Origin of the sequence: Pseudocitrobacter sp. 73 (assembly GCF_008369545.1) — a bacterium.
Lineage (GTDB): Bacteria > Pseudomonadota > Gammaproteobacteria > Enterobacterales > Enterobacteriaceae > Pseudocitrobacter > Pseudocitrobacter vendiensis.
In genome coordinates, this window is record NZ_VTZO01000007.1 from 32,439 (window position 1) to 45,774 (window position 13,336).

General features: G+C 51.6%; 14 protein-coding genes. All 14 read right to left on the reverse strand.

Going from position 1 to position 13,336, the window contains the following annotated elements; all coding sequences use genetic code 11:
• Window positions 1-24: 24 nt before the first annotated feature.
• A complete protein-coding gene (locus F0Q32_RS07030; RefSeq protein WP_000606833.1) occupies window positions 25-5,556 on the reverse strand; it encodes an Ig-like domain-containing protein in 5,532 nt (1,843 codons plus the stop codon).
• 200 nt (window positions 5,557-5,756) lie between these two features.
• A complete protein-coding gene (traA, locus tag F0Q32_RS07035; RefSeq protein ID WP_064754699.1) occupies window positions 5,757-6,074 on the reverse strand; it encodes a TraA family conjugative transfer protein in 318 nt (105 codons plus the stop codon).
• Between the two features lie 78 nt (window positions 6,075-6,152).
• Window positions 6,153-6,731 (reverse strand): type IV conjugative transfer system lipoprotein TraV, encoded by a 579-nt coding sequence (gene traV / locus F0Q32_RS07040; protein WP_000793435.1) that lies wholly within the window; start codon window positions 6,729-6,731, stop codon window positions 6,153-6,155.
• Window positions 6,728-8,041 carry a TraB/VirB10 family protein gene (locus tag F0Q32_RS07045; protein ID WP_024131605.1) on the reverse strand — a complete coding sequence of 438 codons (1,314 nt, stop codon included), beginning with the start codon at window positions 8,039-8,041 and terminating at the stop codon, window positions 6,728-6,730. The genes traV and F0Q32_RS07045 overlap by 4 nt, the downstream gene beginning before the upstream one ends.
• Window positions 8,041-8,958: a type-F conjugative transfer system secretin TraK gene (locus F0Q32_RS07050; RefSeq protein WP_000794249.1), complete on the reverse strand. Its 918-nt coding sequence runs from the start codon at window positions 8,956-8,958 to the stop codon at window positions 8,041-8,043. Before F0Q32_RS07050 ends, F0Q32_RS07045 begins: the two co-directional genes overlap by 1 nt.
• On the reverse strand, window positions 8,942-9,568 hold the full coding sequence (locus F0Q32_RS07055) for a TraE/TraK family type IV conjugative transfer system protein (RefSeq protein WP_001049716.1): 627 nt from the start codon (window positions 9,566-9,568) through the stop codon (window positions 8,942-8,944). The genes F0Q32_RS07050 and F0Q32_RS07055 overlap by 17 nt, the downstream gene beginning before the upstream one ends.
• On the reverse strand, window positions 9,565-9,846 hold the full coding sequence (gene traL / locus F0Q32_RS07060; RefSeq protein ID WP_000805625.1) for a type IV conjugative transfer system protein TraL: 282 nt from the start codon (window positions 9,844-9,846) through the stop codon (window positions 9,565-9,567). The genes F0Q32_RS07055 and traL overlap by 4 nt, the downstream gene beginning before the upstream one ends.
• 144 nt (window positions 9,847-9,990) lie before the next feature.
• Window positions 9,991-10,356, reverse strand: a complete 366-nt coding sequence (locus F0Q32_RS07065; RefSeq protein ID WP_001052531.1) for a hypothetical protein — start codon at window positions 10,354-10,356, stop codon at window positions 9,991-9,993.
• Between the two features lie 11 nt (window positions 10,357-10,367).
• Window positions 10,368-10,511, reverse strand: coding sequence for a hypothetical protein (locus F0Q32_RS26135; RefSeq protein ID WP_001275801.1), 144 nt, complete (start codon window positions 10,509-10,511; stop codon window positions 10,368-10,370).
• A gap of 180 nt (window positions 10,512-10,691) precedes the next feature.
• Window positions 10,692-11,354, reverse strand: coding sequence for a hypothetical protein (locus tag F0Q32_RS07070; RefSeq protein WP_001231463.1), 663 nt, complete (start codon window positions 11,352-11,354; stop codon window positions 10,692-10,694).
• Complete coding sequence (locus tag F0Q32_RS07075) at window positions 11,354-11,731, reverse strand: hypothetical protein (protein ID WP_000869261.1); 378 nt, start codon at window positions 11,729-11,731, stop codon at window positions 11,354-11,356. Before F0Q32_RS07075 ends, F0Q32_RS07070 begins: the two co-directional genes overlap by 1 nt.
• Window positions 11,732-11,740: 9 nt before the next feature.
• Window positions 11,741-12,187, reverse strand: a complete 447-nt coding sequence (locus F0Q32_RS07080; protein ID WP_000122506.1) for a hypothetical protein — start codon at window positions 12,185-12,187, stop codon at window positions 11,741-11,743.
• A gap of 9 nt (window positions 12,188-12,196) precedes the next feature.
• A complete protein-coding gene (locus tag F0Q32_RS07085; protein WP_000743450.1) occupies window positions 12,197-12,826 on the reverse strand; it encodes a DUF4400 domain-containing protein in 630 nt (209 codons plus the stop codon).
• Window positions 12,783-13,328 carry a hypothetical protein gene (locus F0Q32_RS07090; protein ID WP_000228720.1) on the reverse strand — a complete coding sequence of 182 codons (546 nt, stop codon included), beginning with the start codon at window positions 13,326-13,328 and terminating at the stop codon, window positions 12,783-12,785. Before F0Q32_RS07090 ends, F0Q32_RS07085 begins: the two co-directional genes overlap by 44 nt.
• Between the last annotated feature and the right edge of the window lie 8 nt (window positions 13,329-13,336).

Consider the following 13,336-nt stretch of genomic DNA (forward strand, 5'->3'; position numbering starts at 1 on the left):
ACCGGGCTTTGAGAGGAATGAACCTTAGTTCATGGTAACAGCTTCGGATTTGCCACCAGAGTCATCGACCCCAACCAGAGAGATGGTCGGCATCGTTTCATAGGTGCCCTTGCTGATAGTCACTCGATCAGAGCTGATGCTCTGCAACTCACCGGCAATGGTCCATTCGTAGGACTTCATGCGGCCATCGGTATCTTCGCAGTTCGCATAAACGATCCACGACCCAACGGTCTCTCGTGAGCTCAGGCTACATGCAGGCAACTTGTTCTCTGCCACATTGATGTTCACCTCGCCCTCAGCTTCATGCCCCATTTCTGAGGTTATTTTCAGCTTGATGCTGTGCTCACCAGCGCCCAGAGTTGCTCTGCCGTAGTAACCGCTGCTTTCCAACGGCGTACCATCTACCGAGTAGACGCGAGTCGAAATACGGTCGCGTGGGTGGCCGCCAGAAATGTACGGTCGCAACAGCACATCCAGAGGCTCACGCTCGTATTTGTTCGAGCCAGAGTATTGCAGGTCGATAGCATAGGGCTCTGCCTGGCCGATCTTGAGCGGTTGCTCGATCACGGTTTCATGGCCGCGAGCATCACGGACAGTCACCTTGATGTTGTAATCGCCCGGCTCATTGATCACAAAGGACCGGACAATATCCTGCCGCTGATCCTGAATCACTGCGCCTTCCGGCAACTCCCACTCGTAGGTCGGTTCTTCCAGCTTGCCGTTGAAGGCAATTGGCCGCACTGACGCGGTGATCGTCGCAGGAGCCACGTCAGCGTTCTTCCTGACCTGCATTCCGAAGCTCGGCCATACATACTGCCACACGCGGGAGCGTAGGCTATGCGAGGCTTCTGCACCCTGATCTCGGTATCCTTCGATCCAGGTGGTGTACTTCGTTTCTACAGTAGCCTGGTTGAGGTCAGTGTCCGAAGGCACGTACTCAGCAGTATCACCCTGCACAATTGAGCCATCAGGCAGCGTGAAGAACCCGTTCAGCTTCACGTCCATCCCACGGTAAGGCAGGCTGGTTTCGGCTTTGAACACATACTTCTTACCGGTCTCAATGACTCGCGGCCCTGTCACGTAAGGACGGGGGGCCTTCACTGCTCGGAAGTCAACTGCCGTTTTCGCAACTTCATAGGCATAGCCGTCATCAGCCGGTGCAGTGGCAGAGCGCACACGAGCCCACAGGCGGTATCGGGTTTCTTCATCGCTCGAAAGCGTGATGCTATCCCCTGTCTGCGCGTAGGTTTTGCCACCGTCAGTAGACCACTCAACAATGGCATTGCCACCGGAGATTGGCTCATCGTTCAACGTCAGGTTCGCTGTGTACTTGCCTTCACTTCCGACAAACAACGTGGTCGGGCCGATAACAGCAATATCAGGTTTGTCGTAAGCGACAACACTGACCGCTTCGGTGTACTTTTCCGCACCTGAGTTGACGTTCACCACCTTGGCCCGAACCTGGTACTCCCCCTTGTCGAAGGTCTTCACAAGCTGATACTTGTATCGATCTTCTGGGATGAACTGCTCCCAGGTTTTACCGTCGTCCTTACTGGTTTCCCACACAACCTGGCCGGTAGCCCGGAGATCCTGACGGTCGTCCAAAGATAGCTTGAACACAGCAGTGAACGGAGCTTCACCAGACAACTTGCGAGCCTCCACGCCAGCACCGATGGCACCACCACGAAGCACTGTCAAGAAGGCAGGTCTGATAGACAACTCTGTGCGGTTGTAACCCTCAACAGGGCTTTCCAGAACAGCCTCAGCAGCGATACGGACGGAGGAAGTATCCACACCAGACAGGTCTACTGAGAACTGAGCTTCACCGTTCGATGCTTCCGCATAATCAGTGAGCGCAACCGTCTCGTTGTAGGCCTTTTGCTGGATCAGGCGTACTTTCCACACCCCCATCGTGTTAGCGTCATAGTCACCATCAGGTTTGTACTGATCACGGATGAGAACCCTAACCGGCAATGCCTGGGTGTCAATCGCGGTATCACCTTTAACTTCAACGATAGGACGGATACTGTCAGAAGGTGCAGAGATAGCCCGGTAGACAACCTCAGTCTTCACATCAGGCACCTTGTTGTAGGCCGCGTTCACCTTGTAGGTGGTCTCCTCCCACAACGCTCGCTCATCGGTATTGATGCGGCGATACACCTTATTGGTGGCACCCCATCCCGGAGTGAAGGTCTCAGACTCAAGAACATCAGAGTTGCGCGATATGGCAATATCCAGATCAGCTCGTTCAGAGTTGATAATGGCATCACCCAGGTAGTTACCTGTCATCGGCACCAAGTAGATGTTGTCTTTGAAGTTGTAGTCGGAGGCTAGTTCAACGGTCGGAGCTGGTGGGTCAACCGCTTCGACATTGAAAGTCTCGTCGTTCAACGTCACCCGAGTGCCGTTACGGGTGAAAATACTTACCCGCCACCCCAGAGGGTGATCACCGTTCTCGGCCAGGGAACCTGACAACGAAGGAGATTCCGATAACGGGTCTTGGACCAGTCCATCGGGGATCTGCTGCCACTCGAACAGACAGGTGCGGCTTGCACTGCCAACAGCTTTGTTCGCGGCCTCGTTTTTCGCACGGTCAGCACTGAGAGTGATTGAACAATCAGGACCTTTGCTCTGCTTGAAGTTCACATCAAAGTCTTCAATGACGCGATTCACCTGAGCAATGTCATCAATCGGGGTGTAACCAACAGAGCCATAGGCAGTAGTTACCGTCAGGTTCTGAGAGCCAGACCCAACTTTTACCTTGGAACCGTCACCACTGAACAGGTACAGGCTGTATTCGACAGGTTGTTCACCAATGCTCACAGCCTGCCCCACCAGCCCGGCAACTTTCATCCCGTTGTTGTCCTGCGTAGTTTGTTCAGCCTCATCCGGAGTTCTGTCCCATTGGAGCAAACACACCGGGTCACGAATTGGGTCTGCGGCCATAGCCACATCCTCTTTCGTGGTGAACCGGCAAGGCACACCCGACTCTGGCAGGGCATAGATTTTCACCGGGTCAATAACCTGGCGAATTGTCCATGATTCAGCCGAGAGCTTGGCCGTCCCTTTCCAGGTATTGATGTCCACAACCAAGATGGGTGAGTTCGGCGCGGAGGTCATGACAAGAAGACTGGAAGAGCCGACCACATCAGGAACAGCCGGTTTAACCGGAATGCTCAAACGACCACCTGACGCACCGAAATCATGTTGGCTCATGATCCCCATTGTCTGGCCCGGCTCGATACGCACCCCATTCACCACCAGCGGCACTTTCGCATCAGAACGGAGGGTCGCAAACACGTCGTATGAACCTGTCACGACAGCACCATCACTGAGCGTCAGCGGCTTGGTCTCGATGATCCGCTTGCCATCTGCATGAACAAATTCATGAGTGACAGCGGGGACCATAACCTTGCCATCCATCCCATCCGCCAGCATCACCTGACGCGGTTTGTACTCGAAGCCAACCGCCTTTTGAACCGCGTTGCCTTGTGCGTCCTCACCGGAAACAGTCAGCGTGTAAGATTCCCCTTCCTTCAAAGACGGGAACATTACCGGGTACTCAAGGCGGAATCGACCTTTCGACTCCTCACGCCAAGACAACTGCACCTTGTCATCGGCTGGGCCTCCGACGAGGGCAATAGAGGTCAGCTTAGGACTCGGGTCGGCAGTATCAGTCAAGGTGATTACAACATCATCCAAAGACTGGATTGGTGCTCCATCACTGATCGATACGGTTAGTGTCGGCGCTGAATTATCTATGCTCATAGCATATTGGGAGCCAGTGAATACCTGCTTAACCTCATTACCGAAAGCATCTTTAGCTACGAGAGATATGCCGGTATATGTGCCCTCTGACAGATTCTCAGCAGAAAATGTGAAAAACCAATCATTTGTGCTACTACGAAGAACTTCAGTACGAGACAACGGACGTTCTTCGCCAGTCGAGGTTATCGCAGACGCACTTGAGTTGTTAGAAATAACCCACTGGTTAACACCCCAACCGTCAAATGAATCAGGCTCACGGAAATGAGCTTTAAAAATCCGCCCATTTCGTTCTAACCCAGCAATTTCAGGAGGGTTAAGGTCATAGCAGAACGTTGCCCCAATCCGATCAGACGGAAGTTCAGGCTTCCCTTCCGGTCGAGACCAATATCCAGGCCATGAACATGAGCGCCCACTGAACGATATATCCGTATCCACTTCTGCATAAGAAGCATTTGCCGGAATTTTAGTAGTAGGCAACCAAGATCCCCATAACTCCTGAGCGTAAGGTCTCGGCTCAACATGAAATCTCAGTTTTTTATAATGGTTAACTGAGCTCATATTAATGGTTTCACCGCGGACCCACTGACCATCATCCCTAAGATATTCAACATACTTACCGATGGGAGCCAAGCTAACCGATGGATCAGCTTTCACACTGACGGATGTATTACCAAGAGAGTTCATAACCCAGTCGTAAATAATAAACGACTTAGTTTTTGTCCCATGTTGCTGGAATACATCAGCTTGCGTCTGCCGATAATCATATGTACCGTCTTCGGCAATGATATTGCCTTCAATACAGTTTTTATAATCACACCAGTTACCGCTTTGAGCACCGTAAGGTGAAGAAGGATAGGAGTTTGTTTTGGGTATCCGGTAGAGCACCCTGTAGGTATCGGAATAAATGGTCATTCCGTTCTGATAAGGCGCAAAACCTGATAGGGCCTGACCATTAACCTTAAAAGTTGAGGCCTGCGGGTTCTTAGGGTCATACACTGCTACTGGCTCAGGATTCTCTCCAGACTTTGCACCTACTGAATCCCAAGCAATAGGATAGGCTATTGACCCTTTGTTCCCTGCTTTATCCAGGGCCTCGAAATGAAGCGTATATAGATCCTCCCCATTAGGGAACACAGTGCTCCAGTTCAACAACTGGCCTTGGCCGTTGGCGTAATTAACCGAGACAACAGGACTCCTCTTGCCTTTGCTATCTACAGCATACGCCTGTATAGAGGAAACCGAAGAACCGGCATCAGATGCAGACACATCTATACCTGAAAATCGGTTAGGACCTCGCAGTAGCGTTCCATCAGAAAGCGCCCGGTTCCATTCCCCTTTTACTGTCACGTTTGCCAAACTTGGCGCTGTCGTATCGACTTGAAGCGGGTATTCATCAGTCTGAACGGAACTTCCGTCTGACGCCAGTATTTCGGCCCTTAGTTTGTAGACTCCCTCGGAAGGAGCCGGTAGTTGAAGTTCCGCACCATAGTAGGATTTTCCACCCACTGTGATGCGATCAGTAGCCCCAAGAAGGTGGCTGGTCGCTGTCGAAACCACTGTTCCATCCGACCGAATCACCGAAATCTTTACCTTTCGGTCGATACCGGCACTCAAGGCAAACGAGATATTGCCCGTTGGGTTGGCATAGTTGGCATTCGGAGTCAGAGACCGTTGCGTACCATCTGGAGCCTTAAAGGTGTATTCCAGCAGCTCTGCATGAGCAGCACCAGCGGTAAGAACCGCCAGAGCCCCAAGCATCGCCGGAATTTTAGGCTTGAAATTGATCATCGCATTCTCCATTCGTTTTGAGTTACAAGAACCCAATGCTGGAGGTTACGGGAGGGAGTGCATAAACATGGGCTGTGGAAGTGCCCTTTTTGAGCAAATAAGGAAATAGTTGGAATTTGTTATGACTGGACTTTTTGCCAAAAAATAAGGGCAGCTTTTAGGCTGCCCCTATCACCCGTTGATTAACGGCAAGGTGTCTTTTACACCCCCAGGCCATTGCTGAGTTGCACAACAGCCGGGATGACCTTCTCTGCATGTTCCAGAGTAGCAGACATGATGGATTCCACTACGGTCGGGGAGTTGTACAGGCCCATACCGCCACCGATACCCATAGCGAAAGCCATGAGGCTCTGGCGAGCGATACCACCAACAACACCGACCAGGATCATCGCACCCGCAACGATTCGACCCAAAGTACCTTGGGTCCAATCCTTGAGAGTTACCCATACGTCGTCAAACGCTGTACCACCAGTACCAGCGTGGGCCTGATCCGGCACGAGCAGGAAGGCTACCACCATCAACCCCAGGAAGAGGAAGAGTGCGTTGTTTTTACTTGAGGCATTCGCCAACTGATTTGCGTTCATCAAGAACATCTCCTATTTGGTTGTTTCAGACTTCGGTTCGTGTTGTACCGTTTGCAGCGGTCTCAAAACTGGCTCACTTTGCGGTGTGCCATCCCCAATCACCCACCTGCGCGGTTCGATTTCGGTATAGACATACCCTGTCACGATGAGATCACCATTGGTGTCCTCCCAGGGAGCTACCCAAATCCGCATAACCTGTGCTGGTGTACGAATTGGAATCGGGCGATCCGGAAGACGCGGTGCGACATAGTTGTCAATCACCGGGTCTCCGGAGCTAGATGAGTTCGCTGAAACGTTTGAGGAACCTTCGCCATCCGCTTCCGCTTTGGCCTCGACTTCCTCTGGTTTCATTGGGCGCGGGACATTTCCGTCATTGGTTGCGGCGTAAACGTCTCGCGCTGACATACACTGAACACCATTCGGCATTCCCGGACAGCTATACTCATCCTTGCCGATGTTGAACGTCGAACAGCCCGACAAAATAAGTAGCGCTGCACCCACCCCCAACATCTTTGCGGATCTTACTGCCTGTTCCTTTTGAGCCTCGCCTCTGGAACTGCCCTTTCTGGTCAAAATGTTCAAATTTTTCATTTCTTGGTTCCCCCGGTGGAACGAATTTGTAGCTTGGTTCCTTTGGTCACGATGATGTCTACCTGACGGCCAGCATCGACCTCGATAACGGGGAAGATGCCTTCGGCCATGTCGATATAGAACTGAGCGATGCGATCTAGCGCCTTACTGGCCCCCTTCACTGCTGCTCCCTGCAACATCTGGTCGGAGAACACAGACTGGTACTGGGTATTTGAGCCAGGGTTAGTGCTGACGACCGGCACAGGATTGACGTCAAAGGCTTCGGAAACGCCACCAAGGAAGCCTGCCATCAAGCTCTTGGCGATGATTTGCCCCTGCTTCGATACGACGCGACCACGGACACCGGCCTTACCGTCTTCACCCACTGCATAGGAATCCAGCTTCGCTTCTATGACCCCCCCATCATCCCGAACGCACGAGAAGGTCTCGCCACGCAGGTACGCTCGCTCTGAACTGAGATCTCCATAGCCTGAAACAATCAGGAAGCACTCACGAACATCCGCACGGAAGCGGTTAGGCAAAATAGCCTCTTTCTGAATCCTGAGGGTCGAAGGGAACGGATCTCGACGAGCACCTTGAGATGTTGGTGCGTCCATACCGTTGATGAGCACCCCTGTCAGGATGGAGCCAGAAGGTAGGTAGATAGACTCATCATCCTTGTTGTCCTTCTCTTCAACTTCTGGCGCTTTCTGCGAGTAGCTCACTATTTGGATGCCTGGTTTAGTTGCATCACGACCGTCTCCCTTGCCAGTTGCAGGAGCCCCACCCTTCGAGTCAGGAAGCGGTGCGTCCCGAAAAAAGGATGCTGGATCTTTGTAGTCGAGCTTTTTCTCCATGAACTGACCATCACCACCAGATGCACCATTAACATCGGCTCTGGCATCCTCTGATGAAGAGGATGTTTTTCCACCAGCAGCGCCGGTTTCGACTTTCTTAGCCAATTCCATGTTCTTCTGGGTCAGGCGGTCCAAATCTTGACGAAGGCGGGTCATCTCACGGCCAACATCACTGGATTTCCCGGCAGTGGTTTTGGTTTCCTCCAGCTCTTTCTTGACTCGTTCCAGCTCCTTTTTCAGGTCGGAGTTTTCACGAGACACCATCTTCACATCGGCAGACAACGAATCTATCCCGATCTCACGGGTGTTTTTGTCTGTGAGAACGTGCTTGATGGTTTCTTGGCGACCGCGCTTCTCTTCTTTCTTGGGTTCACCAGAGAACATTGTCACGACCGCAAAAAGAACGAAGACGCCGCCAGCGATAGACACCCAACGCTTCTTGTTGGGGTCTAACTGTGTCCAAAATCGCTTAATCATTGGGCACCTCCCAGCAGCGATGGACGCTTAGACGTTGGTGCGAGACCACGCTTCTGCTTCTTCGCCACATAGATCTCCGTCTTCTGGCCGGGCTCAAGCACGTTAAGCGGCCACGTAGTCACCGCAGCCACATCCCAGCTCCCACACAACGCCTCTTTGAACTCAATAGGCTGATCAGAGACGTTCAGGGCGACACCGATGAACACGTTAAGGTGGTGGCCCATCATGTATTGCCCCTTGCTAAAATCCACCTTTACCCCAGGATGAGCGCAGCTCGGCACCGCAGCACCAGCAGGGATGCGGTTCAACGTGTAACCTTGAGGGACTTCACCAAGAGCAATCTTTCGGAATACTGACCGGATGGTTTCGACATAAGGCTGGCTCTGTTCCCAGGTCTCAGCCTTGGTATTGGCAAAAGCACCAGTGATACCTACACCACCATCGAGCTTGAGAAAGACTTCTCTGGGCGGAATACGACGGGGAACCATCGTCAGGCTGAGAGCTTGGGCTTCCGAGCCTTTTTCAGTAATGAACATAGTCACCGGATACTGCTTATCCGTGGCGACATAGACCACATTCTCTTTGATGCAGACCTCACCACACTGGCCGTTATCCGTCGCCCCGGTCAGAGATGTTGAAACGATCTCAGGATTGCTGAAAGGCGTGACGATTCGGTTCGGATGACCAACGGCTATCGGGATGATCTGGTTAACCCCCGGCTTCATCGTCAGTAAGGGGTTTTCATTCATGCTGCCCACAACCTCATGGGAGCTTTGTCCTGACGTCACAGGGGCAGGAACATCCTTTTTCATAACACTGGCCGGGACAACAGGAATGTCATCCGAGGCATAGGCCATTGAAGTTCCAAGCGCCAAGGACAGCGCCAGGAGCGAAAGTTTAGCGTTGTTCTTCATGCTTTCTCCGGTTTTCTTCTTTGCGCTGGAGTTGCTCCAAAACAGTTTTGGTGCGTGGCTTTCCTACATAGGTGTCGATGTAGTCCAGCACGGGCGCGTAGTTTGAAATCTTGATGGCGAACTCGTAGGAGCGTTCGCTACGCTCTTCGTTAGAAGAAGCCCCTTTGACGTAGGAATATCCGTAGACAAACACCTTGTCGCTCTTGGGCTCGTACTCAACAAAACGCGGCTCAAACCGCATGGTTACGCGGTCGTTCTTGATCTGTTGAGCTTGAATTTCGATGGCATCAATCACGTCCTGATAGATGCTCGGGGAGAGAAGCGGGGTGATCCGTTCTTTCACAAAGTCAACGGTTCCTGGCGTCACATTGCCAAGGAGCTGAGCAAAAGCGAAACCCCAAGCCTCTTTATAGGACTGAGAGGCGTTATTTTTCGTCACCCAGGCTTCTTCCGTGAGCGTGAAAGGCTGGATAGTGACGATGGTTTCCTTGCTGAATACTTGGACCACCAGCAGGAAAACGATAGCAATAAGACCACCCTGGAAGATTCGTCCCCACTTATTTTCTGTTTGGGTCCCTTCCCAGGTCTTGAGATACTTTTTCAGGTTCAAGGCAAATACCTCCGGACAAACGGATTCTTGAGAGATTTGGCCTTGGTCATGATGAACCCGGCCCAGTAGATCATGTGGAGCAGGTATCCATCCGGATGGTTATCCCTGAATCGGCGATAAAGGTTGGTTACAAGTAACCCCCCCAGAAAGCAGATCAGGGCCTTACCGATGATGACCCCTATCGTTAGCCCCAAAAGCATCGGGGCCAACTCATCTGCGCTCCACAACAGCAGATGCGGGGGCTCATCGACCCGGCGCGGTATCTTTACAGGCTTCATAGCAACCCTCTTCTTTTCCTAGTGGCCTGTATTCTCATTCAGGGTCACTGATTTTCTGCCACGGCTTCGCGCCCTTTTCGGGCACTTCCAGCGACAAATAAAAAAAGGCGGCCTAAGCCGCCTTTTTTGCGTTTACTGGATCGGTTATTGATTTTGAGGAACCGCTTCCGAATGTTTTTCCGAAGCCGCAACGCTAACTTCATTGGCTGGTCGGGCCACCCCCAGAGTTTTCACTTCCTTGTTAGCATTGGCTTTAAACTTGAACATCAGACTGTACGCCGCCAGCAGGAAGAAGCTGAGAATGCCCCAGTAGGTCTGAACCGTGCCCAGAGCCTTGGCCGGGTCACTTGCAGCTCTGTTGGCCGTATCAGCAGCCAACTTAACCCACTGACTCCAGTCAAAACCTGCCGCAAAAGCAGACAGCCAAAACGCGACGGCCACTGGAACGATGAAGATGCACATCAGCACCGCGTTCATCAAAAACCAGAAAAATTGTTTATTAAGGTTCACACTTCCTCCCATTAACCTAGAAAATTGAATGCGTGTTCCAGGTTCATCCCTGCAACAACACCTATAACGAACATCACCTGCCAGACAAGGAACTGCCAGGAGATGAATGAACCAGATGAGCTTTCGCTTTCTCTGACGTGAGCTTGTGCGGACATAGACCCTCCAAATAACTTGTCGTCATCACGGAGTAATCGTCTCTTAATTGATCAATCTAGGAACAGTGCTGTTACGGCCCATTTTGGGCACTTTATGGAGGTTTATTCGAGGAGATGATAAGAGCGGGAGGCGAAAAACTTTCACATGTGAAAGTTCAAAGCGGCCAATGGCCGCTTGTTTCACACTGTTCTATTGTAACGGAGTTCTCGATAAGCATCCCATGCTTGCTCTGATGAGACACCTCGACAACCAACATCTGTGGCGCACTCAAGGTCCATCTTGTACTGCTTAACCTTCTGGTCTGCTGTATCGCCCCAGCTCATGGCTGATGGGTACTTGGAAACACTAAACACATTTTCAAGTTCAGCCTGATAGTCGTCGTTTTGTAACAGAGGTTCGGTTTCACCATCATCCCAGCGAATGTAAGCCTTACCCTGGAGAGCCTTCAAATGCAAAGGCACCAGTAAGGTGGAAATCACTTCGTCAGCCCTGATGTCTTTGTAAGCACACCAGTGAGGTTTAACGGTGATCACACCATTTACCAAAACGATGTCACACGCCAGTGTCGCTTCAACATTATCGTTAACATCCTGCCGAGCGTAGATCTCCACGAAACCAACCTGCTCTGGAACAACCTTGTCGATGAAGCTCCAAAAGCTGGGGTACGACGTTCCATCGCTGAGCGTCAACTGACCGTCATGCTCTTTCAGCATACGGTTCAGTTGTGCAGTGAAGAACTCTGCCGACACTTTTCTTGCCAATGGTTCCATATCACTCAGTCGTAGAGTGGCTCCTGCACCCCCCTCATACACCTCTCCAAAAAAGAAATCTCTCTTACGCATTAGACTTTGCCTCCTTTAATCGCTTGCTGGGTCAGCTTGATCCAGTTCAACGGGTTTTCACAGTCAACATGGTTGCCAGCGGCACCAACTACCGTTTTGTATGCCTCCGAGCCTGCCGCTGTGTGTACTGCCAGCATAAACGAAAACATAGGGTCATTTTGCATGGTGCCAATCATCATTGCACTGGAAGTGTCTTTGAGCTGGCAGTTTTCAACCCGCAGATTGAGTACATCTTTTGCCACCATCTTACAGTCGGGACACACCTTCTCAAGGTTCTTGAGCTTTGCGTCGTCATTGAGCACATCAGGAGCCGCGATGGCAGTACCGGCCATACACAGCCCCAGTGCCAGCAGTTTGAGTTTATTGGTTACTTTCATGGTTCCTCTCTATATCGTTCCAATTTCGTTTCGGTAAAAGAACAGTGGCCCAGTGACTGTTCTGAGTTCCGGCGTTACTTGCTTTACTCTTGAGCAAATATGCTGCTTGAAAAAGTTGTGGTATCCGTACAAAGCTGGGCGTGTAAAAACGGAATAGATAATGAGGGTGATGGCCGCACCAGCGGCCCACCCGATCACGTCCGGAGAGATAAGTCCTGGCACGTCTGAGATACGTTCTGGTTCAACCAAGCGGCACACCACCAGCACCCAGAACCACATTACCGGCATCACAAAGATCATCTTTCCGACGCAAGCAATGAGCACCTTCACCAAATTCAAGCTCTGCGCCCAGTAAAGCCACAACGCAGACAAGGATTGGCGACGTATCACCTGGTAGACGTTCAATGGGATGTCGCACAGATGCACCCCATCTTGATTTATAACGGAGTAGCTCATCCTCCCTCCCTATACCCGTTTCTGGAGGTTGCCGAACGTCAGGCCAACCAGGACACAGCACGTCATCATTGTCATCGGGATGACAACCGGATCGAGCGCTATGGGGATGAAGAACGCGATGAACAATCCGGCCATCAGGTACATCGTTCCGCGAACGCTATAACGATGGAGAACCGGACTCGCATAATCGAAGTTGGTCCGCTTAATTCGCCATGTCATCATCCCGTCATATACCGCAGGTACGAACAGGATCAGCATATAGGGAGCCCACGCGGCTAACAGCGCCAACCGTGTGTAGAACTGGTAAATGACGTTGACAAAGGCTTCCATGCGGCCTTTGACCCACACAAACCAGCCCTTGCCCATATCCTGCATCCCCTTGGACTTCTGGCGCTCCTCTTCTGATGGGATCAGCGTTTGGTACATCCCCTCATAGAAGCCTGAATCAATAACGCTCGACCTGAACCAGGTAGATGCTTTGTTCTGTATCCAGTCTCTTGCTTCGACACCAAGACTCTGTTCCACCAGCACGGATTCCCTTTTGATGGCTCTGTCTGTCCAGTCGCCAGGGATCAGCAGCAATATTGCCAGCAACTCAATAACCAGCAGCCATGCGACCAGCAACCACGGCTTCTTCATAGTCGGTTCTCCTTAAAACAGTTTTCACGCTCTCACAGGTGATGAGCTCATACAGCAAGCCACGCAAAGAGGTCTCATCCTCATGGGGCTGCGGGTTAATGGATAGTTCTCCTGGATGGGAAGAAAGCCACAGTGAGAACGACTCTCCTGAATCGACAGACCATGAATCACCGCCACTATCGACAATTTGCACTTCCAACGCCCGGCAGGTTTCGGTGATCAGGGTTTCCAGAAATGCCCCAATTCTGGCCGGGTCTTCATATTTCTCTCTCTGCTCATGAAACACGAGCTGGCTGTAGCGATGCAGAGCTTCTTCAATGATCGGGTAAATCACAGGCTCCTGATTAGCCTTAATCCCGTCTGTGATGTAGCAGCTCAGCTTCTCGATGATGGCCTCCGATGCAGGCCAGTCGAATTGGAGGATGCTCAGGATGTGAGCGTTCTTGCGGCCACGACTTTTCAATTCATTCATAACCCTGTCGAAAGGGTTCACATCGACCATGATGGCTA